Source organism: Rhodococcus sp. PSi06, from assembly GCF_054960675.1.
In genome coordinates this window covers 57,135-78,770 of the sequence record NZ_JBHNYO010000005.1, presented here as the reverse complement: position 1 = coordinate 78,770, position 21,636 = coordinate 57,135, and the positions used below count along the sequence as shown (strand labels likewise).

Annotated in this window: 23 protein-coding genes; 5 read left to right on the top strand and 18 right to left on the bottom strand. The window is 65.3% G+C overall.

The genetic code is table 11. From position 1 onward, the window contains the following. Positions 1-46: 46 nt before the first annotated feature. The 13 genes from ACFI9K_RS08475 to ACFI9K_RS08415 form a co-directional block, all read right to left on the bottom strand. Positions 47-322 (bottom strand): acylphosphatase, encoded by a 276-nt coding sequence (locus ACFI9K_RS08475; protein ID WP_462663085.1) that lies wholly within the window; start codon positions 320-322, stop codon positions 47-49. Beyond that, on the bottom strand, positions 319-1,218 hold the full coding sequence (locus ACFI9K_RS08470; protein WP_462663084.1) for an SMP-30/gluconolactonase/LRE family protein: 900 nt from the start codon (positions 1,216-1,218) through the stop codon (positions 319-321). Before ACFI9K_RS08470 ends, ACFI9K_RS08475 begins: the two co-directional genes overlap by 4 nt. After that, on the bottom strand, positions 1,218-1,646 hold the full coding sequence (locus ACFI9K_RS08465) for an OsmC family protein (protein ID WP_462663083.1): 429 nt from the start codon (positions 1,644-1,646) through the stop codon (positions 1,218-1,220). The genes ACFI9K_RS08470 and ACFI9K_RS08465 overlap by 1 nt, the downstream gene beginning before the upstream one ends. A gap of 89 nt (positions 1,647-1,735) precedes the next feature. Next, positions 1,736-2,602 (bottom strand): bifunctional DNA-formamidopyrimidine glycosylase/DNA-(apurinic or apyrimidinic site) lyase, encoded by an 867-nt coding sequence (gene mutM, locus ACFI9K_RS08460; RefSeq protein ID WP_462663082.1) that lies wholly within the window; start codon positions 2,600-2,602, stop codon positions 1,736-1,738. Next, the gene (rnc, locus tag ACFI9K_RS08455) at positions 2,602-3,384 is read right to left on the bottom strand and encodes a ribonuclease III (protein ID WP_462663236.1); all 783 of its coding nucleotides are present in this window, start codon (positions 3,382-3,384) and stop codon (positions 2,602-2,604) included. Before rnc ends, mutM begins: the two co-directional genes overlap by 1 nt. Positions 3,385-3,409: 25 nt before the next feature. Next, entirely contained in the window at positions 3,410-3,592 is a 183-nt protein-coding gene (gene rpmF, locus ACFI9K_RS08450) for a 50S ribosomal protein L32 (protein ID WP_032397784.1), read from the bottom strand. Next, the gene (locus ACFI9K_RS08445; protein ID WP_462663081.1) at positions 3,593-4,201 is read right to left on the bottom strand and encodes a YceD family protein; all 609 of its coding nucleotides are present in this window, start codon (positions 4,199-4,201) and stop codon (positions 3,593-3,595) included. A gap of 90 nt (positions 4,202-4,291) precedes the next feature. Further along, entirely contained in the window at positions 4,292-5,080 is a 789-nt protein-coding gene (locus ACFI9K_RS08440; protein ID WP_462663080.1) for a DivIVA domain-containing protein, read from the bottom strand. A 133-nt stretch (positions 5,081-5,213) separates the two neighbouring features. Then, positions 5,214-5,702, bottom strand: a complete 489-nt coding sequence (gene coaD, locus ACFI9K_RS08435; protein ID WP_462663079.1) for a pantetheine-phosphate adenylyltransferase — start codon at positions 5,700-5,702, stop codon at positions 5,214-5,216. 36 nt (positions 5,703-5,738) lie between these two features. Continuing rightward, positions 5,739-6,293: a 16S rRNA (guanine(966)-N(2))-methyltransferase RsmD gene (gene rsmD, locus ACFI9K_RS08430; RefSeq protein WP_462663078.1), complete on the bottom strand. Its 555-nt coding sequence runs from the start codon at positions 6,291-6,293 to the stop codon at positions 5,739-5,741. Then, complete coding sequence (locus ACFI9K_RS08425) at positions 6,290-9,706, bottom strand: pyruvate carboxylase (protein WP_462663077.1); 3,417 nt, start codon at positions 9,704-9,706, stop codon at positions 6,290-6,292. Before ACFI9K_RS08425 ends, rsmD begins: the two co-directional genes overlap by 4 nt. Positions 9,707-9,817: 111 nt before the next feature. Further along, positions 9,818-12,079 carry an ATP-dependent DNA helicase RecG gene (recG, locus tag ACFI9K_RS08420; protein WP_462663076.1) on the bottom strand — a complete coding sequence of 754 codons (2,262 nt, stop codon included), beginning with the start codon at positions 12,077-12,079 and terminating at the stop codon, positions 9,818-9,820. A gap of 12 nt (positions 12,080-12,091) precedes the next feature. Next, positions 12,092-13,768, bottom strand: coding sequence for a DAK2 domain-containing protein (locus ACFI9K_RS08415; protein ID WP_462663075.1), 1,677 nt, complete (start codon positions 13,766-13,768; stop codon positions 12,092-12,094). Positions 13,769-14,043: 275 nt separating this feature from the next. Between ACFI9K_RS08415 and rpmB the strand changes: the two genes are divergently transcribed. Both rpmB and ACFI9K_RS08405 read left to right on the top strand, forming a co-directional pair. Continuing rightward, complete coding sequence (gene rpmB / locus ACFI9K_RS08410; protein WP_008717389.1) at positions 14,044-14,235, top strand: 50S ribosomal protein L28; 192 nt, start codon at positions 14,044-14,046, stop codon at positions 14,233-14,235. Between the two features lie 153 nt (positions 14,236-14,388). Further along, complete coding sequence (locus ACFI9K_RS08405) at positions 14,389-15,162, top strand: enoyl-CoA hydratase/isomerase family protein (protein ID WP_462663235.1); 774 nt, start codon at positions 14,389-14,391, stop codon at positions 15,160-15,162. 5 nt (positions 15,163-15,167) lie between these two features. Here ACFI9K_RS08405 and ACFI9K_RS08400 read toward each other — a convergent pair whose 3' ends face one another. Genes ACFI9K_RS08400 through ACFI9K_RS08390 form a run of 3 tightly spaced genes read right to left on the bottom strand, consistent with a single transcriptional unit; the run spans position 15,168 to position 17,424 of the window. Next, on the bottom strand, positions 15,168-15,860 hold the full coding sequence (locus tag ACFI9K_RS08400) for a uracil-DNA glycosylase (protein WP_462663074.1): 693 nt from the start codon (positions 15,858-15,860) through the stop codon (positions 15,168-15,170). Continuing rightward, the gene (locus ACFI9K_RS08395; RefSeq protein WP_462663073.1) at positions 15,857-16,381 is read right to left on the bottom strand and encodes a gamma carbonic anhydrase family protein; all 525 of its coding nucleotides are present in this window, start codon (positions 16,379-16,381) and stop codon (positions 15,857-15,859) included. The genes ACFI9K_RS08400 and ACFI9K_RS08395 overlap by 4 nt, the downstream gene beginning before the upstream one ends. A 38-nt stretch (positions 16,382-16,419) precedes the next feature. Further along, positions 16,420-17,424 (bottom strand): thiamine-phosphate kinase, encoded by a 1,005-nt coding sequence (locus ACFI9K_RS08390; protein WP_462663234.1) that lies wholly within the window; start codon positions 17,422-17,424, stop codon positions 16,420-16,422. A gap of 176 nt (positions 17,425-17,600) precedes the next feature. Between ACFI9K_RS08390 and ACFI9K_RS08385 the strand changes: the two genes are divergently transcribed. Further along, positions 17,601-17,849 (top strand): Lrp/AsnC ligand binding domain-containing protein, encoded by a 249-nt coding sequence (locus tag ACFI9K_RS08385; RefSeq protein ID WP_462663072.1) that lies wholly within the window; start codon positions 17,601-17,603, stop codon positions 17,847-17,849. A 3-nt stretch (positions 17,850-17,852) separates the two neighbouring features. After that, entirely contained in the window at positions 17,853-18,470 is a 618-nt protein-coding gene (locus ACFI9K_RS08380; RefSeq protein ID WP_462663071.1) for a DUF3515 domain-containing protein, read from the top strand. A 9-nt stretch (positions 18,471-18,479) separates the two neighbouring features. Here ACFI9K_RS08380 and ACFI9K_RS08375 read toward each other — a convergent pair whose 3' ends face one another. Together ACFI9K_RS08375 and ACFI9K_RS08370 are read right to left on the bottom strand one after the other, a co-directional pair. Continuing rightward, the gene (locus ACFI9K_RS08375) at positions 18,480-19,586 is read right to left on the bottom strand and encodes a D-alanine--D-alanine ligase family protein (RefSeq protein ID WP_462663070.1); all 1,107 of its coding nucleotides are present in this window, start codon (positions 19,584-19,586) and stop codon (positions 18,480-18,482) included. 73 nt (positions 19,587-19,659) lie between these two features. After that, on the bottom strand, positions 19,660-20,658 hold the full coding sequence (locus ACFI9K_RS08370; RefSeq protein WP_462663069.1) for an NAD(P)H-dependent glycerol-3-phosphate dehydrogenase: 999 nt from the start codon (positions 20,656-20,658) through the stop codon (positions 19,660-19,662). Positions 20,659-20,779: 121 nt separating this feature from the next. On the opposite strand from ACFI9K_RS08370, the gene cofC reads away from it, so the two are divergent. Then, positions 20,780-21,520, top strand: a complete 741-nt coding sequence (gene cofC / locus ACFI9K_RS08365; protein WP_462663068.1) for a 2-phospho-L-lactate guanylyltransferase — start codon at positions 20,780-20,782, stop codon at positions 21,518-21,520. The last annotated feature ends 116 nt before the right edge of the window (positions 21,521-21,636 follow it).

Sequence of the window (21,636 nt, the reverse complement as noted above, 5' to 3'; positions counted from 1 at the left end):
CGGTACGACGCAGCGATGTGCGCCGAGCCATCGACGGAAGACGGGGTCACCGTTCGACGAAGCCCTTGAGTCCGCCGCGGGCGCTCTCCCAACTCTCGACGACCAGAGTGACCGTGCCCGGGGTGCTGCGACCTCGGAGCAGGCCCAGGAGCGCGTCGAGGCGCTCCCGTGGTCCCTCCGCAATCACCAGGACTCGGCCGTCCGCGTGGTTCGTCGCGTGACCGACCAGTCCGAGCTCGAGTGCACGCGAGCGAGTCCACCACCGGAATCCGACGCCTTGCACCGTGCCGTGCACCCATGCCGTCAGCCGTTCGTCGGTCATGCCGGGCTCACCTCACGAACGGATCCGTCGAAACTCGTTGCGTACAAGGAGTTGGAATCGAATCCGACTCCGCCGAATGCCACCGACGAGGTCAACGGAAGACCGGTCGCCACCACACACGACGATCCCGACGAGGGATCGACGCGAACGACCCGTCCCGCGAGATTCTGTGCGAGATAGACCATTCCGTCGTCACCGACGGTCAGGTCGTCGGACATGGTGAGTGGTCCGAATCCGTCGATGCGAATGCGCTCGGACGGCCCAGCGGGATCCTTCTGGTCGAGTACGGTCACTGTTGTTTCCGGATCGAAGGTGTTGGCCACGTAGATCTTTCCGTCGGCGATACCGATGCCGTTGGCAGAACCCAGATCGGTCCGCACCGTCGACACCGAGCCGTCGGTAGCAATGCGAGTCAGTCCCGACGTGGCACCGAGATTGCGGGTGGTGAACAGATCACCCGCGGCGGAGCGGGCCAGCCCGTTGGGCATGGTCAGGCCCGACGCGTACGTCGACCTCGCCCCCGTGTCCAGATCGATCTTCTCGATCGTGCCGGTGCGCAGGTCGAAAAGCCCTGCGGCAGCGCTGTTTCCGGTCGTGAAGAACAGCGAGTTCGCGTCCCGTACCAGTCCACCGGGTGACTCGACGCCCGACACGAGGGTGCCCCGATCTCCGGTCGGCGTGACGGTACGGAGCGCGCCCGGTCCGATCGGCGAGATCTCGGAAACGACCATGGAACCTTTTCCGTCGAACTCCAGGTTCTCCAGCATCCCGAATCCCGACGCCACAGTTCTCACCGACCACGGCGTACAGGTGCTCGACGCCTCCGCGGTGGGCGGCAGGGCAGCCGACGCGGCGAGAACCAGGCCCGCCACGACGGCGGCTGCCCCCACCTTCATCAGGCGTCCACGTCGATGTCCAGGTTGATCGTGGTGCCGGCCTTCAGGGTTCGGCCGACCGTGCACACTTTGTCGATCGCGCGTTCGACGACGGTCAGCAAGCGTTGCTGCGCCTCGGGGTCCATCGCGCTGAGGTCGACGCGGAGGATTTCGTTCAACTCGGGATAGCGCTCGTTCTCGCGATCGGCTGTTCCCGACACCTCGACGGTGGCGGAGTAGTCGTCACCGAGTCGACGGGAGAGGGGGACGTCGGAGCTCATGCCTGTACATGCCGCGAGGGCGATCTTGAGCAACTCCCCCGGTGTGAAGACGCCCTCGACCGACTCGGACCCGACCAGCACCTCGGCTCCACGCGAGCTGCGACCGGTGTATCGACGGGTACCTGTTCGCTCGACCCACAGTGTGGTCGGCGTGCTCTGTTCTGCCATGACGGAAATACTAGGCGGGTGGGGCGGGAGTGGAGCCTGCGGAACGACCCTGGACGCGGAGTGGAGCCTACGGAACGACCTTGTCGCGCTCAGTTACGGAGGTGTCGGGGTCTCGGCTGGCAGGTGGGGCAGCTGAACGACGAGCGGTTCATGAATTTCTCTCGTCTGATCGGCGCACCGCACCTCGAACAGGGCAGACCTTCCTGCCCGTACGCGTCGAGGGACCTGTCGAAGTAACCGGACTGTCCGTTGACGTTGACGTAGAGCGCGTCGAACGAGGTGCCGCCCTGTGCCAGGGCCTCTCCCATCACCGCGTGCACTGCGGTGAGCAGACGCCGAAGTGCAGGCCTGGTCAACGTGTCCGCAATACGATTACCGTGAATCTTGGCGCGCCACAGAGCTTCGTCTGCGTAGATGTTGCCCACACCCGAGAGGACTGTCTGATCGAGCAGCGCCCGCTTGATCTCGGTGTGCTTGCCGCGCAGCACATTCACCACGGATTCGGCATCGAACAGCGGGTCGATCGGGTCTCGGGCGATGTGCGCCACCGGTTCGGGTACCGGGGTGCCGTCCACCGTGACGATCGGGGCGAGTGCCCAGCCGCCGAATGTTCGTTGGTCGACGAATCGAAGATCTGTGCCGTCGTCGAGCCGTGCCCGAATCCTCAGGTGCTTCTCGTCCGGCGCAGACGGCGGCTGGACCAGCATCTGACCACTCATGCCCAGATGCACGACGGTTGCGAAGTCGCCGGGCTCCATCACCAGCCACAGGTACTTTCCGCGGCGCCGGGCCGAGGAGACGCGCTGACCCCGCAGCTGACCGATGAGATCGAGGCCACCGAGATCGTGTCGACGCACGGCGCGAGGGTGCAGCACTTCCACCGAGTCGATGGTCTTGCCCACCACATGGGATTCCAGACCGAGCCGGACGACTTCGACCTCGGGCAGTTCGGGCATCAGGAAGGGTTGATCGGGGGCGCGTCGGCTGCGGCAATATCGTTGCCCGACAGCGCATTCCACGCCAAGCTAGCGGCCTTCTGCTCGGCTTCCTTCTTCGATCGACCGACTCCGACGCCCCGCGGAAATCCACCGATCAACACGGTGGCAGTGAACTCTTTGTCATGATCGGGCCCGGTGGACGCGATTTCGTACGCCGGCACTCCGAGTGCGCGTTCTGCAGTCAGTTCCTGCAGGCTCGTCTTCCAGTCCAGACCTGCGCCGAGTTTGGGGGCACGGTCCAGCAGATCGGCGAACAGTGTCAGCACGACGGTACGAGCGACGTCGATTCCGTGCTGCAGGTGGATGGCACCCAGCATCGACTCCATGCCGTCGGCCAGGATGCTCGGCTTGTCGCGTCCGCCGGTCTGCTCCTCGCCCTTGCCCAGCAGCAGATGCCGACCCAGACCGCCCTCACCGAGACCACGCGCTACTTCCGCCAGCGCATGCATGTTGACCACACTGGCCCGAATCTTGGCCAGCTGCCCTTCGGACTTGCTGGGGTGCACCGCGTACAGGTGTTCGGTCACCGCCAGACCGAGCACCGAATCGCCCAGGAACTCGAGGCGCTCGTTGGTGGGCAGGCCGCCGTGCTCGTAGGCGAACGAACGATGAGTCAGTGCCAGAGTCAGCAAAGGTTCGGCCAGAGAAACACCGATAGCGGCGAGGAGCGACTCTCGGTCGTCCCCGCCGCCGACGGCAGTAGAACTATTCTTCTGTGAATCGTTGTTGTGCCGATCCACTACCTCGTTGGTCACGTATGCGGAATCAGACCGCTGCGACGACCTGGCGGCCCTTGTAGGTACCGCAGGAAGGGCACGCGATGTGGGGCAAGGTCTTCTCGCCGCAACCACGGTTGGGGCACGTCACGAGGGTGGGCGCAGTGGTCTTCCACTGGGCACGACGCGACCTCGTGTTGGAACGCGACATTTTGCGCTTCGGGACAGCCACTTACTTCTCCTCGGCTTCGTTGTTCACAAGTTCATTGCTCGGTTCTGGATCCACGCCAAATTTGGCTGCAAGACCAGCCCAGCGAGGATCAATTGTATCGTGACTGTGGCCGGATTCAGCAATCGCCAGGCGAACGCCACATTCTGGGCACAATCCCTCGCACTCGTCACTGCAGACGGGGTGGAGTGGGAGCTCCAACCCGACCGCGTCGACAATCACGGGTTCGAGGTCTATCAGGTCGTCGACGATGCGGTGAATCTCGTCCGCATCGGTCGTCTCCTCGGTGATGCTGTTGGGGTATGCGAACAGCTCGGTCAAGTAGACGTCGACATTGCCGCTGATCGGATCGAGGCACCGCGTGCACTCGCCGGCAGTGGCGGCTCGTACGGAACCGGTGACGAGAACGCCTTCCGATACCGCCTGCAACTGCAGATCGAGCGAGACCGGAACACCGGCTTCGATGGCGATGGCATCGAGGCCGATTCGGGAAGGAGCAGGAACCGTCCGCTCGATGGTCTTCGTCGACCCGGGTCGACGACCGAGGTTGAGGATGTCCAGAACGAATCCGTCGTCCAATTCAGGACGGGGCGTTCTCTTGAGCGGGGGCACGGCTGTTCTTCCTTACTGTCGGGATGCCTACTGTCGGTAAGCAACCCCACAACGGTACGCATGCATGCATACGAGGGCAAATCACCGCCCTCAATGGCGGCTGCGTCGGCCTTCCTGGCTGCCGTACGTGGGTTCGCCGTACGGCTCGCTGCCGTATTCCGGGACACCGGAACCGGTCCGAAGTTGCTGGCGTCCGCGGCCGACGGAGCGAATGGTGCCGCTGAGGAACTCCTCGAATTCTGCGAGCTTGGTGTCGACGTACACGTCGCACTCACTGCGCATACGATCGGATTCGGCGTGAGCACTGTCGATCACCCGCGCCGACTCGGCGTGCGCTGCTTGGACCACCTCGGTTTGAGACACCAACCGGTTCTGCTCGGCCGTACCGTCGGCCACCGATCGCTCGTAGGACAACGTGCCGGACTCGATCATCCGGTCGGCCTCGGTGCGGGCTCGAACGGTCAGTTCCTCGTACTCGCGCCGGCCCTCGAGCACCGTCCGCTCTGCTTCTGCCTCGGCATCGGCCACGAGCTGCTCGGCGTGTGCGGACGCCTCGGACACCATGCGGTCCGCCTGCGCCTTGGCATCGGCGAGGATGCGATCGGCAGAATCCCGAGCGTTCTCGACCGTGTCCTGAGCTTCGGCGTTGGCGGTGCCGACGGTCTTCTCCGCCGTCGCACGGGCATCACCCACCAGCTTGTCGCGATGGTCCAGAACGTCCTGCGCGTCGTCGAGCTCGCCGGGGATGGCGTCACGAACGTCGTCGAGCAGTTCCAGGACATCGCCGCGCGGGACGACACACCCGGCGGTCATCGGAACGCCGCGCGCCTCCTCGACAATGGCGACGAGCTCGTCGAGCGCCTCGAATACGCGGTACACCGGTTACCCCAATCGTCGAATCTGCCACCGTGCGAACCGACCGAGACGGTCGAGCCACCCAGTGCTCCGCCTCCCAGTCTGCCTGTCCGAACGGGCGTCGGCGCTATACCCGCCCGGTGTGTCGCTCTGTGACCTAGTCGGCAGCGCGCTCGGCGATACGAGTGGTCAGTCGCTCCTGGACGAACGGCGGCAGCATTCCGGTGACGTCTCCCCCGAAGGTCGCGACTTCCTTGATCAGCGAACTGGACAGAAAACTGTGCTGCGGATTCGCCGGGAGGAACAGGGTGTCCACCCCGGTGAGCGTTCGGTTCATCTGCGCCATCTGCAGCTCGTAGTCGAAATCGACCGAGCTGCGCAGACCCTTGACGATTGCCGAAATGCCTTCTTGCCGAGCGTAATCGACCAACAAGCCGTACCACGATCCGATCCTGACGTTGGGCAGATGTTCCGTCGCCACCTCGAGCATCTCGATTCGCTCGTCGATGCTGAACATGCCCTTCTTGTTCTTGTTCACCATCACCGTGACCACCACCTCGTCGAACGCGGCCGCGGCGCGCTCGAAGATGTCGAGATGACCATTGGTCACCGGGTCGAAGGATCCAGGACACAGTGCGCCAGTCATGCCCGCGAACTTATCAGCCGATGCAGGGCCCGATCGTCACGAACGTGCCGCAATCTCGATTCGACTCTCTCCGTACTTCTTCGACTTCTCCGGGACGAGACCGTTCGGCCACTCCGTCTCCGGCGAACGCGAGGACCGCTCGAGCACCACAACGGCCTCGGGTGCGAGCCATCCCCCGGTGACCAGCCTGTCCAACAGACCCGTCACCGCGTTGTCGGTGACGGCATACGGCGGGTCCGCGAGCACCAGGTCGTATTCCGTGTCCGGGACCCCGGCCAGGACCGAGGCCACCGGGGCGCACCTGACCGATGCGCCGGGTAACCCGACCGAGTCGATGTTCCTGCGCACCACCGCCGCCGCACGAGCGTCCGATTCGACCAACACCGCCGACGAGGCTCCGCGCGAGAGCGCCTCGAGCCCGAGCGCCCCAGAGCCTGCGAACAAATCGAGAACCGCGGCACCGTCGAGGTCCATCCGGCTTTCCAGCGAGCTGAACAAGGCTTCCCGCACCCGCTCGGACGTCGGGCGGGTGCCCTGGCCCGGAACCGACAGCCGTCGCCCCCCGGCCACACCCGCCACGATCCGCGTCATTCGTTCCCGGCCTCTTCGCCCGTCGACCCCCCACCGACGACGACGAGCAGATCTCCACCCTCGACCTGTTGAACACCGGAGATCGCCAACCGGGACACAGTGCCTCCACGGGGAGCGGTGATCGCGGCTTCCATCTTCATCGCCTCGATGGTGGCGATGGTGTCACCGGCCGAAATCTTCTGTCCCTCTTCGACGGCCAGAGTGACCACACCGGCGAACGGTGCCGGGATGTGACCGGAATTGGACCTGTCCGCCTTCTCGACCGTGGGTGCCTCGCTCGAGATCGATCGATCACGGACCGACACCGGACGCAGCTGCCCGTTGAGAATGCACATGACGGTACGCATGCCACGCTCGTCCGGATCGGAGATCGCTTCGAGCCCGATGAGCAGTTCGACGCCCTTCTCGAGGGCCACTCGATGCTCCTCACCTTGACGCAGACCGTAGAAGAACTGGTTCGCGGACAGGCGCGTCGTATCGCCGTACTTCTCCCGGTGCGCAGCCAATTCCGCAGTGGGGCCGGGAAACAGCAAGCGGTTCAGTGTCTGACGACGTTGCGCCGAGGTGCCGTCGAGGCTCTTCTCGTCTTCCTCGGACAGCGGCGTGACCGGCTTTCCGGGGCCACGACCTTCGAGTGCCTTGGTGCGCAACGGTTCCGGCCATCCGGCCGCAGGTGTGCCCAGATCTCCTCGGAGGAATCCGATCACCGAATCGGGGATGTCGTATCGACTCGGATCCTCGGCGAATTCTTCGGCCGACGCCCCTGCCCCGACCAGCGCCAATGCCAGGTCGCCGACGACCTTGGAACTCGGCGTCACCTTGGTCAGACGACCCAACATCCGATCTGCTGCAGCGTAATTGGCCTCGACCGTCTCGAACCGGTCACCGAGTCCCAGCGAAATGGCTTGCTGCCGCAGGTTCGAGAGCTGGCCGCCGGGGATCTCGTGGGTGTAGACGCGGCCCGTCGGAGCCGGCAGACCGGACTCGAAGGGCGCGTACACCTTTCGGACGGCTTCCCAGTACGGCTCGAGGTCGCAGACGGCCTGCAGATCCAGCCCGGTGTCCCGGTCGGTGTGCGCCGCTGCTGCGACGATCGCCGACAGCGCGGGCTGACTCGTAGTCCCGGCCATCGCCGCACTGGCACCGTCGACGGCGTCGGCACCGGCCTCCCACGCCGCCAGGTAGGTCGCGAGCTGACCGCCGGGCGTGTCGTGCGTGTGGACGTGCACGGGGAGGTCGAAGTTCGACCGCAGCGCCGTCACCAACGTCTTGGCCGCCGGTGCCCGCAGCAGGCCCGCCATGTCCTTGATGGCGAGCACATGAGCGCCCGCGTCGACGATCTGTTCGGCCAACTTCAGGTAGTAGTCGAGGGTGTACAGGTCCTCGTTCGGATTCGACAGGTCCCCGGTGTAGCTCAGCGCCACTTCGGCGATCGCAGTGCCGGTTTCGCGTACCGCGTCGATTGCGGGCCGCATCTGATCGACGTTGTTCAGAGCATCGAAGATGCGGAAGATATCGATTCCGGTGTCGGTCGCCTCGGCAACGAAACTACGAGTCACCTTCTCTGGATACGGGGTGTAACCGACAGTGTTCCTGCCACGCAGCAGCATCTGAATCGCGATGTTGGGCACAGCTTCTCGCAGACTCGCGAGCCGCTCCCACGGATCCTCGTGCAGGAATCGGAGCGCCACATCGTAGGTCGCTCCGCCCCACGCCTCGATGGAGAGCAACTGCGGCGTCGTACGCGCCACGTACGGAGCCACCCCGAGCAGTCCGCTGGTGCGCACACGTGTGGCCAACAAGGACTGGTGTGCATCACGGAAGGTGGTGTCGGTGACGCCGAGCGCCTTTTGGTTACGCAGATCCCGGGCGAAGCCCTCGGGCCCGAGCGCGAGCAGCCGCTGACGCGAACCGTCGGGAATCGGCGCGGAGAAGTCGACCGCCGGAAGTTTGTCGTGCGGGTACACCGGAGACGGACGCTCACCGTGCGGCTTGTTGACCGTCACATCCGCCAGGTAGGTGAGAATCTTGGTGCCCCGGTCACCCGAGGACCTCGACGTCAGCAGTTCCGGGCGCTCCTCGATGAACGAGGTGGTGACACGGCCTGCAGTGAAGTCGGGGTCGACCAGCACGGCCTGCAGGAACGGAATGTTGGTCGCAACGCCGCGAATTCTGAACTCCGCCACCGCACGTCGAGCCCGCGCCACGGCGGTGTCGAAATCACGACCACGGCAGGTGAGCTTGACGAGCATGGAATCGAAATATGCGCCCACCTCGGCACCGAGCGTCGTGCCACCGTCGAGTCGAACCCCGGCACCACCGGGAGTGCGGTAGGCAGTGATCCGGCCGACGTCCGGCCGAAAACCGTTCGCCGGATCCTCGGTGGTGATGCGGCACTGCAATGCGGCACCGCGCAAGACGATGTTCTCCTGCGCCAGACCGAGATCCGCCAGCGTCTCCCCCGATGCGATCCGCAGCTGAGACTGCACCAGGTCCACATCGGTCACCTCTTCGGTGACCGTGTGCTCCACCTGAATCCGCGGATTCATCTCGATGAAGACGTGATTGCCGCGCGTGTCGAGCAGAAACTCCACGGTGCCGGCGCACGAGTAGTTGATCTGTTTGGCGAACGCCACGGCGTCGGCACAGATCCTCTCCCGCAGTTCCGCAGGCAGATTCGGTGCCGGTGCCAGCTCGATGACCTTCTGGTGCCGACGCTGCACGCTGCAGTCACGCTCGAACAGATGCACCACGTTGCCCGCACCGTCGGCGAGAATCTGAACCTCGATGTGCCGGGGATCGATCACGGCCTGCTCGAGAAATACCGTCGCATCTCCGAAAGCCGACTCCGCCTCACGCGCAGCCGCTTCGATGGACTCACGCAACTGAGCAGGTTCGGCCACTCGTCGCATTCCTCGTCCGCCGCCGCCCGCCACTGCTTTGACGAACAAGGGGAAGGTCATCGTCTCCGACGCTGCGACGAGCTCGTCGATGTCGGACGACGGTTCCGACGACGCCAGCACCGGAAGCCCGGCTGCTTTCGCGGCCGCGATGGCGCGAGCCTTGTTACCGGTCAGCTCCAGCACCTCGGCGGAGGGACCGACGAAGGTGATGCCGGCATCGGCGCACGCAGCGGCGAGATCCGGGTTCTCGGACAGGAATCCGTACCCGGGGTACACCGCATCGGCCCCACTGCGTCGAGCGGCTGCGACGATTTCGTCGACCGACAGGTACGCCCGTACCGGATGGCCCTTCTCCCCGATCTGATACGCCTCGTCCGCTTTAGTCCGGTGCACCGAGTTTCGGTCCTCGAACGGGAACACCGCAACGGTGGAGGCACCGAGTTCGTAGGAAGCGCGGAAGGCACGGATCGCGATCTCGCCGCGGTTGGCAACCAAAACTTTGGAGAACATTGGCTCAACTTACCCGGCAGCATCGGCCTTCGAGGCGTACTGATCTCAGCATGCGAGACGAATCGGCCGATTTTCCTCGACTGAAACGGTGCAGTGAGCGTTTCGTGTCGGTCAGGACTTCTGAAGGTAGTCGACTCGGTCGGATCGCCAGGCCGACCGCATCATCGATGCGATGCCGGGATCGTTCGCCAGCGACGGGTCCCGTGCGAACAACGTTCGCGCGCAGTCCTGCGCGTCGGCGATGATGTCCTCGTCGTCGATGAACGAGAGCAGCCGCAGGCCGCTGACGGTTCCGGACTGCGCGGCCCCGAGCACGTCACCTTCGCGCCGGGTGGCGAGGTCGAGTTTCGCCAGTTCGAAGCCGTCGTTGGTAGCGGCCACGGCCTCGAGCCGAGCGAAGGAACCGCCCATCGGACTGAGGTAGCTGATCATGATGCACAGACCCTGGTGCCCACCGCGACCGATGCGGCCACGTAGCTGGTGGAGCTGACTGACCCCGAATCGGTCGGCGTCCATGATCACCATGACCGTCGCATTGGGAACGTCGACGCCCACTTCGACCACCGTCGTACACACGAGGACGTCGATCTCGCCGGAGTTGAACTCGGACATGGTGATGTCCTTGTCGTCGCCGGAGAGCCGCCCGTGCAGCAACCCCACCCGAAGATCGTTCATCGGACCGGCCGCGAGGGTGTCGTACAGATCCACCGCGGCCGTGGTCTCCGGCCCGTTGTCCGATTTCGACGCGTTCTTCTTACCCGTCTCTGCGTCGTCGCCGTCGCCGATCCGAGAACAGACCACGTAGGCCTGACGTCCGGCCGCAACTTCTTCTCGAATGCGTTGCCACGCTCGATCCACCCACGCCGGCTTGACCCTGGCAGGCACCACGTTGCTGATGATCGGCGACCGGCCACGCGGGAGTTCGGTGAGTACAGACGTTTCGAGATCGCCCAGTGTGGACATCGCGATGGTGCGCGGGATCGGCGTCGCCGTCATCACGAGTAGGTGCGGACTGGTGTTGCCGCGGGCCTTCGCCCGCAACGCATCTCGCTGTTCGACACCGAATCGGTGTTGTTCGTCCACGACGACCATCGCGAGATCGAGAAACTCCACGCGGTCCTCGATCAGGGCGTGGGTACCGATCACGATGCCGGCGTCTCCGGTCACGGCATCGAGCAGTGCGGACCGCTTGGCCGCAGTGGACATCGAACCGGTCAACAGCGCGACCTTGGTCGCGAGCTCGTGCGATCCGAGCTCACCACCGGCCGCAAGACTGCCGAGCATCGATCTGATCGACCGCGCGTGCTGCGAGGCGAGCACCTCGGTCGGTGCCAGCAACGCACACTGATGACCGGCATCGATCACCTGCAGCATCGCCCGAAGCGCGACGATGGTCTTGCCCGAGCCCACCTCGCCCTGCAACAGACGCGACATCGGATGTGGTGCCGCCAGATCGTTGGCGATCTCGGCCGCGACGTCGCGTTGACCGGCCGTCAACTCGAACGGCAGCCGTCGATCGAATTCCACGGCTATACCGTCGGTGATCGGTGGGCATCGCGCCGCGACCCTGGTGGATGCGTCTTTTCGACGGTCTGCGAGCACGAGCTGAACGGCCAGCGCCTCGTCGAATTTCAGCCGCTCACGTGCGGAGTCCTTGTCCTGCGCGGTATCCGGGAAATGGACCGATCGCAGCGCGGTGTCGATATCGACGAGCCCGCGTTCTCTGCGTACCGACTCGGGCAGTGGGTCGGTCACATCGTCGAGTTGGTCCAGGACCTGACGCACGCACCGCATGAACGTCCAACTCTCGACGTCCTTGGTCGCCGCGTAGATCGGGACGAACGCCCGGTCGAACACCGACATGTCGACGGACCCGGAGGCGTCGACCGCACCGCGGGCCAGGCCGGCCAGTGTTCCGCCGCCGACGATGCGACCCGCAGGTACCACGGCACCGTCGTTGTCGTCGCCGCCGAGGATGACGTAACTGGGATGGGTGAGATTCCACCGCTTGCCGAAGTACTTCACTTTGCCGGAGAACATTCCTCGTCGCCCCGGGACGACGACGTGTTTGAGCTTGTGCGGGCTGAAGAAGGTGGCTTCGATTCGCTGTCCGTCGGCGGCCAGTGTCACTGCGAGAAACTGGCCGTTGCGATTCTTCATCGAGCGCAGCGTTGCGGACTCCACCGTGGCCACGATGGTGATGTGATCCCCTTCCGGCGGTTCGCTTTCGCCGAGCTCGGAACCGTGCGTCATGTAGCGATGGGGATAGTGCCGCAACAGATCCTCGACGGTATGGATACCGAAAGTGTCTGCGAGCGGGGTCGCCGCCGCGACTCCGAGAACGTCATCGAGCCGGTCCACCAGCGTTGCCATAGCCGAAATTCCCTATTCCACTCCGAATTGGACGAGATCGCCCGGCTGCCCACCCGAGTAGACCACCACGTCGACCCCGGGATGCGCGCGCGTGACGTACTCGGCGAGCTGGGCACCGAAACCGTCCGAAGCCTGCACCCCGACCAGCACGGTCACCATTTCTCCTCCGGTGGCCAGAAGCTGATCGAGCAACCGGCACCCGGCGTCGAGCGGACGAGCGGCAACGATCACCACCTCTTGTCCTGCCAGACCGATGCTGTCACCCGGCTCGCACGTACCCACCCAGGTGAGCGAGCGTTCCTGTGCGATGCGCAGTGAACCCCACCTCGTGCCGGCTGCCGCTTCGGACATCGTGAAGGCATCGTCGACCGCGGCCCTGGCGGCGTCGTGGACAGCGAGCGCCGCCAAACCCTGCACCATCGCCGAGCACGGCAGCATCATCACGTCCTTGCCGTCGGCTCGGGCGGCAGCACCGACGGCAACGAGCTCCTGCGCCGACAACGCCCCGTTCGGCAACACCAACACCTCGCGGTGCTTCGATCCGACGATGGCGCGCAGCAGTACAGCGGAGTCGATCGGCTCGTCGCACCGCACCACCGTCGCGCCTTCCTGAACGTAGAGATCCGCAGCACCGTCGCCGGCCGCCAGCGCCAAGATATCGCGACCCACCGACAGGGCCGGTCCGCGGCGTGCGTCGTGCGCGGCCTCGGAATCGAACTCGGACAGACCGAAGCACGAGATGCGCACCCCGCGAACGTGTCCGGTGCCGATACCGCGCTCGACGGCAGCGCCCGGGTTTGCGGTGTGGACGTGCGCGGACCAGGCCCCGGATCCATCACCGGCCACCACGACGGAATCGCCGAGGTCGGACAGGGCCGCCCGAAGTGCGGTTGCTTGCGCGTCGTCGATGCCGTGGACGACGTAGACCACCTCGTACCCCAGGGGCCGGCCCTGCGAGGACCCCACCGTCTCGGGTGCTCCGACACATCCGTTCACCACGCTCGACCCGTCGCCGGTCGATGCTCTGTCCCGATCGTGTGGGCGACGGTAACGCCTGCGTGGCGGGGTGCGGCCGGTCACCACTTCCACCAGCGCATCGAACACGACCGACAGCCCGAGCGCTCCGGCGTCCACGACCCCGGCCTCGCGCAGTTCCACGAGTTGGTCGGTCGTGCTGTCGAGGGCGCGGGCGGTGGCCTCGGCGATGTCGATCACCAGGGTGGACAGATCGACGTTGGCGTCGTGCGCCGCGGCATTGCGGTCGGCGGCGGCGAGAACGGTGAGCATCGTGCCCTCGACGGGAACACTGACCGCATCCGAGACCAGAACCTGCGCGCGTCGCAGCATCGCCTGGACGGAGACGGTGTCCAACGGACCGTCCGCTGCTGCCTCGGCAACCGCGCGCAGCAGCTGGGACGCGATCACTCCCGAGTTACCGCGGGCACCCGCTACCGCGCCGACGGCCAGTGCACGCCCGACGGCGCGGGTGTCCGCACCGGGCCCGGCTCCGCGCATCGACTCCACTGCGGCCCGGAAGGTGAACATCAGGTTGGTGCCGGTGTCCGAGTCCGGGATCGGAAAGACATTGAGCGCGTTGATCTCGTCGCACCGGGCGGTGAGGGAATCGACGCACCGGTAGGCCCACCGTCGTAGGGCCGGAGCATCGATCGAATCGAGTACGTCGACCACGTCGAGCAGCCTCCCCGCGTTGCATCGATACCCTTGTCCGTACTCCGGTCGCGGACAGTGCCCGAAGCTTAGTCGGGCAGGATGGTCGTGCGCGCTGTCATCGATCCCACAGCAGCGTCTGCGGTGGCAGTTTGGTGATTGCGGGCGGCGCCGCTATTCTTGCAGGGTTGCCTCGAGGCGATCTTCACGCATTGCAATTCTTGCATCTGCAGGCAGTTCGTTTCGATGTCTTCGACCACATGTATCGATCAACATCTATCAAGGAGTTCGCGACTATGGCTGCCGTCTGCGACGTATGCGCCAAGGGGCCCGGCTTCGGTAAGTCGGTCTCGCACTCGCACCGACGGACCAACCGTCGTTGGAACCCGAATATCCAGACCGTTCACGCTCAGGTTGCGCCTGGTAATTCCAAGCGCATGAACGTGTGCACCTCCTGCTTGAAGGCAGGCAAGGTGGTCCGAGGCTGATTCGAGCCTCGCTCTTCGTTTTCCTCCACGGCCTCGACTGCGTGCGAGAACTGTGCCCCGCTCCCGAATCTTCGGAGGCGGGGCACAGTCATGTGTACGCCTGATAGTCGGACGTCCATTAGAGTCCCTGACGTGAGTTATTCCGATACCGACATGTCCAGCAAGGTCAGCATCGAGGACGGCGTCCTGCGCATCGTCGTCGCCACCGAGGCCGGTGGTGCCTCACTCGACCTGGAGGGCATCGGCGCAGGTACCTCTGCGCTCCGCTCCGTGAATGCCGGCGAGACCGAGATCGGCAGCGTTCTTCTCATCGGGCGTGGACCCAATTTCTGCGCCGGTGGCAACGTACGCGACTTCGCCGGCGCAGCAGATCGCGGTGCGTTCGTCGGCTCCGTCGCAGACACGTTCCACGCATTCGTTCGTGAACTCGCCGCTGTCACGGTTCCTGTGGTCGCCGGTGTACACGGCTGGGCAGCAGGTGCCGGCATGAGCCTGGTGTGTCTCACCGATATCGCCCTCGGTGGACCGTCCACCAAGCTTCGCCCCGCGTATCCGTCGATCGGTTTCACCCCGGACGGAGGGATGTCGTGGACACTGCCCCGCATCGTCGGTTCGGGCCGCGCGATGGACATCCTGCTCAACGACTCGATCATCAACGGCGAAGAGGCAGTTCGACTCGGAATTCTCAGCCGACTGGTGGGCGACGACATCGTCGACAGCGAGGCCGAACGTCTCGCTCGAACACTTGCCGTGGGGCCGACGTCGGCCTACCGGGGAATCAAGGCGTTGCTGCAGAGGTCCGAATCCGCAACTCTGTCGGAACATCTCGATGCCGAAGCCGCGTCGATCTCGGCAGCCGCATCGTCACCGGCCGGACGAGAAGGCGTGGATGCGTTCGTCGAGAAGCGTCGTCCGGATTTCTCCTGAGCCGATCAGGGCAGCGTCCAATCGATCGGTTCGTTCCCGCCCTTCACCAACAACTCGTTCACGCGGCTGAAGGGCTTGGACCCGAAGAATCCGCGTGACGCGGACAACGGCGACGGGTGCGCAGATTCGATGTACGGCACGGATCCGAGCATCGGCTTCAGAGTCGCCGCGTCGCGTCCCCAGAGAACTGCGACCAGACCAGGTGCATCGGGACTCTCGGCCCGGGAGACGAGCGCGCGAATCGCCTGCTCCGTCACCGCTTCCCACCCCTTCTTTCGGTGCGATGCGGCCTGCGAGGGTTCGACGGTGAGCACTCTGTTGAGCAACATCACGCCGCGATCCGACCAGGGCGTGAGGTCACCGGTGCTCGGCGTGGGCAACCCCAGGTCGTCGGAGTACTCCTTGAAGATGTTGCTCAAGCTCCGAGGTACCGGCCTGACGTCCGGTGCGACGGAAAAGCTCAGTCCTACAGCATGTCCCGGTGTCGGGTACGGATCCTGGCCGACGATGAGGACCCGCACCTCGTCGAAGGGATAGTGAAACGCGCGCAGAACGTTCTCCCCCGCGGGCAGGTAGTGTCGGCCGGCGGCGAGCTCGTCTCGCAGAAAGTCGCCCATCGCAGCAACATTCGCCTCGACAGGCGCAAGAGCACGCGCCCATCCGGCTTCCACGCTCTCGGCAAGCGGCCGAGGCGTCACCGATCGATCCGGCGCAGCGCGTCACGGTAGTACGCGGCGTTGGCCGAGTACATCTGTACGTTGATGTCCACATGACCTTCGGGAACCTGATATCCCTCCCGAATCTTCGCCGGTACTCCCAGCGCCATGGATCGTTCGGGAACGACGAACTTGAACGGCACCACGGCGCCGGCCCCCACGATCGAACCCGCACCGATCTTCGACCCGTTCAACACCACCGAGCCCGAGGCGATGAGGCAGTTGTCTCCGATGATCGCACCTTCGACGTGCGCATTGTGCCCGAGTACACATCCGGCACCGATCACCGTCGCGTCGATCGGGGTGCAGTGCACCACGGTGCCGTCCTGGACGTTGGTTCCTGCGCCGATGGAGATGGTGCCGTAGTCCCCCCGCAGAACGGCGTTGGGCCACACCGACGATCCGGCCGCCAAGGTCACCGCGCCGATGACGACCGCGTCGGGATGGACGTAGGCGTCGGGATGAATGTCGGGTTCGCGATCACCGAGTGCGTAGATAGCCATCCCTGCAACTTAGCGGACTCGATATCGCCGGATTTCGTTCACTCGCTCTCGAAGCTCGTCCATCCCGATCTACCCGAACGGACGTGTCCGCCGACAGTCACCCGACCCGGCAGATCGTCACCTGCAGGCTCGACGCGGCCGATCACCGTCCATCCCGCCGGAATGGCGCTACGGTCGCCGAACGTACCGACGAGAGCGTGATCCTCACCGCCGGTCAGGACCCAGTCCAACGGATCGATGTCCATCGCCGTTGCGGCGGAACGCAACTCGGCCGGTATGTCCAACAGCTCCGGATCGACGGCCATGGTGACCTTCGATGCCTCGGCTATGTGACCCAGGTCGGACAACAATCCGTCGGAGACGTCCGTCAGTGATGTCGCGCCGGCCTCCGCGGCCTCCACCCCGGCGCGATACGGCGGGACGGGGACGCGGTGCGCATCGAGCACCGCATCGTGGCCCACTGTGTCGCTGTCCGCGATCAGCAACGCCAGTCCGGCGGCGGACCAACCGAGGCGGCCCGCGTAGGCGATGAAGTCACCGGCCCGCGCGCCCGATCGCAGAACCGGTTCTCTGCCCTCGAGATCACCGAGTACGGTGACCGAGATCACCAGTTCCGGCGACTGCACCATGTCGCCACCGACGATGGCAGATCCCGCCGCCACCGCCTCGAGCCACATGCCCTCGTTGAGACCGTCGATCACCCGCACCGGAGTATCGGCCGGACATCCGAGCGATACGAGGAAGCCCGAACAGCGAGCGCCCATCGCGGCGATGTCCGCGCCGTTCTGCGCGATCGCCTTACGGCCGATCTGCACCGGACTGGACCAGTCCAACCGAAAGTGCCTGCCGTGCACCAACATATCCGTCGATGCCGCAATTCTTCCGTCGGCTGCGGCAACAACGGCTGCGTCGTCCCCGGGCCCGACGATGGTCGACCGAGGTTGCACGCGGCCTGCAACGGCGCGGGCGATGACCTCGAATTCGCCGACCTGCGCAACGGTGGGTTCGGTGCCTGCGGCCGACTCGGTGCCGGGGTCGTCGATGATGTTCCTCCTCGAGAACGCGGTGCGTGCACGACGGACTCACGCGGAGGGCGCAGCCCGCCTGCGGTACCTTTTAGCGGCGGCCGGGACAGCGCCGACGCTGCAGGTTACGTGCACAGAGAACGTAGTCGACTCAACTTACAGTCGAGACGTCCGGCAGGGGAAAGGGACCACCGATGGTGCAAGCATTCGTTCTCGTTCAGACCGAGGTCGGCCGCGCAACTGCCGTCGCGCAGCAGATCGAAGCCGTCGACGGAGTGGTCTCCGCAGAGGCCGTCGTCGGTCCCTACGACGTCATTGCGCGCGCCGACGGCGCAACTGATGCCGAGGTGGCCGAGATCGTCTCCCGCATCCAGAAGGTGGGTGCCATCACTCGCACTCTCACCTGTCCGGTCGCTCCCCGACCGGCTGCGTCGGTCCGATAACCGATGAACGCGACCGATTCCGGCAACGACGCCCCCGATCCCACAACCGACACCGCGACGGACCCCACACCCGACACCACTCGCGAACAACGACACCCGGCCGTGATCGCCACCGCGATCGCATTGCCGGTTGCACTGGTTGTCGGAGTTCTGGTCGCCGCCATTGCGGTGAACCGTTCTCCGGTCCGCGATCCGGTCGCGCTGGGACCGGTCGATGCTCCCGACGCCGACAGTGCGCAGTGCACTACATTGTTGGATGCACTGCCCGAGGACCTCGGCGACTACACCAGGGCTGAGCTGGCCGACCCGGCACCTGTCGGTGTCCGAGCCTGGGCCTCGTCCGAGGAGAACTCCGAACCGGTCGTGTTGCGTTGCGGTCTGCCACGCCCGGTCGGGTTCGACGTGGCTGCCCCGCTGCAGGTGATCAACGGAGTGCAATGGTTCGAGGTGTCCGGTGACGACGACGGAATCGATGCCAGCACATGGTTCGTCGTCGATCGCGGTGTCTACGTCGCCTTGACGATTCCCGGCGATTCGGGCCCCACTCCCCTGCAGGATGCGTCGTCGACGGTGTCCGACGCACTAGCCCGGCAACCGCTCGATCCGGCCCCGTTGCAGTAGCGGGCAGAACTATCGCAATCCGGTTCCTCGCGCGAGCGCAGTGTCGATCAGGGTGGTGATCAGCGTCGGGTAGTCGACACCGGATTCCGCCCACATCTTGGGGTACATGGAGATCGACGTGAATCCGGGCATCGTATTGATCTCGTTGATGACCGGGCCGTCGGCGGTGACGAAGAAGTCCACTCGCGCCAATCCCTGACAGTCCAGCGCTCGGAAAGCGGCAACGGCGAGTTCGCGAATGCGGTCGCTGGTGGCGTCGTCGAGCGCAGCCGGGATGTCGAACTCGCTGACGTCGTCGAGATATTTGGTGTCGAAATCGTAGAACGCGTGATCGTCGATATCTGCGTCCGGAATGCGGATTTCGGCGACCGCGCTCGCACGCACCGTGCCGTCCGGGAACTCGAGTACCCCGCACTCGACCTCGCGACCGTGGATCATCGCTTCGACGATCACTTTCGGGTCGTGTTCGCGCGCGACGCCGATCGCGGCGTCCAGTTGGTCCCATGCCGTGATGCGCGAGATGCCGATCGAGGATCCGCCTCTGGCCGGTTTGACGAACGCGGGCAAGCCGATTCGATCCCGCTCGTCCGGGCTCAGGTCGTCGACTCCGCGACGAAGTACCACCTGGCGACCGATCGGAAGCCCTTCGGCACCGAGCAGCTTCTTGGTGAATTCCTTGTCCATGCCGGCCGCACTGGCCAGCACGCCGGGCCCGACGTACGGGACTCCCGCCAACTCGAGCAGCCCCTGCAGGGTTCCGTCCTCGCCGTACGGTCCGTGCAGAACCGGGAAGACGACGTCGACGGACGAGAGCACCGTTCCGCCGTCGCCCTCGCCGAGAGCGATCAGCGCACCGGCGTGACCCGGGTCGGTACTGAGCGTGAGTGCTGCGCCGGCCTTGTCCACGGTGGGCAGCACGCGGTCGTGAATCGTCAGTGCATCGATATCGGAGGAACCGAGAACCCAGGCACCGTCCGGGGTGATGCCCACCGGAACGACCTCGTACCTGGTCCGATCGAGGTTCTGCAGCACGCTACCTGCCGATACACAGGACACTGCGTGCTCGCTGCTGCGGCCACCGAACACGACGGCAACTTTGATGCGGGGAGTACTCACGATGAGAAACCGTACCGTCGCTCCGTGCTCCGCACCGATTCGCCCTATCGGTCTCGAGGTGGCGAACACTGCCTCACTCGGGCTTGATACGCCGTCCCAACAGGTGACCGACTGCGTCCGGTACGGACATGCCCCCGTGACACACCCGGTGCACCGCATCGGTCAGCGGCATCTCCACGTCGTAGCTCTCGGCGAGAGCACGCACCGATGTGCAGGATTTCACGCCCTCGGCCACCTGTCCGTGTGCTGCTTCCTGCGCGCTCTCGAGGGAACCACCGGAACCGAGTCGCTCACCGAACGTACGGTTGCGCGAGAGAGGCGAGGAACACGTGGCAACGAGGTCGCCGACGCCGGCCAGCCCGGACAGAGTGGACGGTGTCGCACCGAGCGCTACACCGAGTCGGATGATCTCCGCCAGCCCCCTGGTCATGATCGACGCCAGGGTGTTCTCTCCGTATCCGACTCCGCTGGCCATTCCACAGGCGAGCGCGATGACGTTCTTGCAGGCTCCGCCGATCTCGGCACCGATGACATCGGAGTTGGTGTACGGCCGAAAGTAGCCGGTGGCGCAGGACTTCTGGATCTCGAGCGCGCGCTGGGAGTCCGAGCAGGCGATGACGGTCGCCGCAGGCTGACCCTCGGCGATCGGGCGCGCGAGGTTGGGGCCGGACAGACACGCCACCCGACTCGGATCTGCTCCGGTGACCTGCGCTATCACCTGGCTCATCCGCATGAGCGTTCCGGTCTCGATCCCCTTGGCCAACGAGAGCAGCGTCGCGTGCCGCGGGATCGAGTCCGTCCATTCGCCCAGGTTGGCTCGCAGACTCTGGGACGGCACGGCCAACACCACGATGTCGGCTCCATCGAGAACGTGCGCGGGATCGCTGGACGCGCGGATGGACGAGGGCAGCTCGATACCCGGAAGGTAGTCCTCGTTCTCGTGACGGTCGGTGATGGACGCGGCGAGCTCTTCACGGCGAGCCCACATCGTGACATCGGTGCCGGCATCGGCCAGTACCTTGGCGAATGCCGTTCCCCACGACCCCGAACCCAACACCGCTGCTCTGCTCATTCCGCCAACCCCTCGCCTGCTTGCCGATGCCGTCGTTCGTCGCGCGCATCACACTAACGTGAAAACCTGCTCGGGCGGTCGGAGTCGGCACAGATCCGCGACGCTGGCAGGATCGACAACCATGGGTGCAACACGATGCGACGACGGCGACCGAGTGGCCGCGTCATCCGACCCTGCCGGCCGCATTGTGGCGGTGCTGATCGCGGTGAAGGATCTCGCGGCGGCGAAGTCGCGTTTGGCGGCGGAGTTCTCGGGTCCCGAGCGAACCCGATTGGTGCTGGCGATGCTCAGCGACACCGTAGCTGCCGCAGACGCGGTGTCGCTGGTCGATTCGGTGACGGTGGTGACCCCCGATCCGCTGGTCGCGCAGACCGCCAGAAGCTTGGGCGCGCGAGTGTTCGACGAGCCGGTCGGCGATCCCTCGCAGCCGCCAGACGCACGTCTCAATCACGCTTTCGCCTCCGCGGCAGCTGCGTTGCGGCGCGCAGAGCTCGCCGGGGTGGACATCATCGCGCTGCAGGCAGACCTTCCCGCCCTACGTCCCGCCGAGCTGGAGCAGGCCTATGCCTCGGCACGACGGGGAGGCAGATCGCTGGTGGTCGATCATCACGGCACCGGTACCGCCGCTCTGATTCTCAAGGATTCCCCCGGTCAGCTCGAGCCACTGTTCGGGGTGGACTCCGCACGCCGCCATGCCGAATCCGGAGCACCGACACTCGACGGCATCTGGCCGGGTCTTCGGCTCGACGTCGACACCGCCGTGGACGTCCGCGCCGCACACCGGCTCGGAGTCGGACCGGCGACGGCAACCGTCCTGCGCTCGCTCGGTTGGACCGACGACGCATCGGCGACAACGGCCTGACCGAGTTTCCCCCTTCGGTGTTTCACCCGCGCCGGGTATGAGGGATGATCGTCCGGTGAGCACAGACGACGCGCAGCCAGCGAACGAAGATCCGTCGATCGAGACCGGGGCGGGCA

Excerpts from the sequence above, each read along its gene's own strand:
- ACFI9K_RS08370 (WP_462663069.1), bottom strand. The coding sequence starts at position 20,658 with ATGAGCAGAGCAGCGGTGTTGGGTTCGGGGTCGTGGGGAACGGCATTC.
- rpmB (WP_008717389.1), top strand. The coding sequence starts at position 14,044 with ATGGCTGCCGTCTGCGACGTATGCGCCAAGGGGCCCGGCTTCGGTAAG.
- rsmD (WP_462663078.1), bottom strand. The coding sequence starts at position 6,293 with ATGACGCGGATCGTGGCGGGTGTGGCCGGGGGGCGACGGCTGTCGGTT.
- ACFI9K_RS08380 (WP_462663071.1), top strand. The coding sequence starts at position 17,853 with ATGAACGCGACCGATTCCGGCAACGACGCCCCCGATCCCACAACCGAC.
- ACFI9K_RS08405 (WP_462663235.1), top strand. The coding sequence starts at position 14,389 with ATGTCCAGCAAGGTCAGCATCGAGGACGGCGTCCTGCGCATCGTCGTC.
- cofC (WP_462663068.1), top strand. The coding sequence starts at position 20,780 with ATGGGTGCAACACGATGCGACGACGGCGACCGAGTGGCCGCGTCATCC.
- recG (WP_462663076.1), bottom strand. The coding sequence starts at position 12,079 with ATGGCAACGCTGGTGGACCGGCTCGATGACGTTCTCGGAGTCGCGGCG.
- coaD (WP_462663079.1), bottom strand. The coding sequence starts at position 5,702 with ATGACTGGCGCACTGTGTCCTGGATCCTTCGACCCGGTGACCAATGGT.
- ACFI9K_RS08465 (WP_462663083.1), bottom strand. The coding sequence starts at position 1,646 with ATGGCAGAACAGAGCACGCCGACCACACTGTGGGTCGAGCGAACAGGT.
- ACFI9K_RS08425 (WP_462663077.1), bottom strand. The coding sequence starts at position 9,706 with ATGTTCTCCAAAGTTTTGGTTGCCAACCGCGGCGAGATCGCGATCCGT.
- ACFI9K_RS08475 (WP_462663085.1), bottom strand. The coding sequence starts at position 322 with ATGACCGACGAACGGCTGACGGCATGGGTGCACGGCACGGTGCAAGGC.
- ACFI9K_RS08385 (WP_462663072.1), top strand. The coding sequence starts at position 17,601 with ATGGTGCAAGCATTCGTTCTCGTTCAGACCGAGGTCGGCCGCGCAACT.
- ACFI9K_RS08395 (WP_462663073.1), bottom strand. The coding sequence starts at position 16,381 with ATGGCTATCTACGCACTCGGTGATCGCGAACCCGACATTCATCCCGAC.
- ACFI9K_RS08470 (WP_462663084.1), bottom strand. The coding sequence starts at position 1,218 with ATGAAGGTGGGGGCAGCCGCCGTCGTGGCGGGCCTGGTTCTCGCCGCG.
- mutM (WP_462663082.1), bottom strand. The coding sequence starts at position 2,602 with ATGCCCGAACTGCCCGAGGTCGAAGTCGTCCGGCTCGGTCTGGAATCC.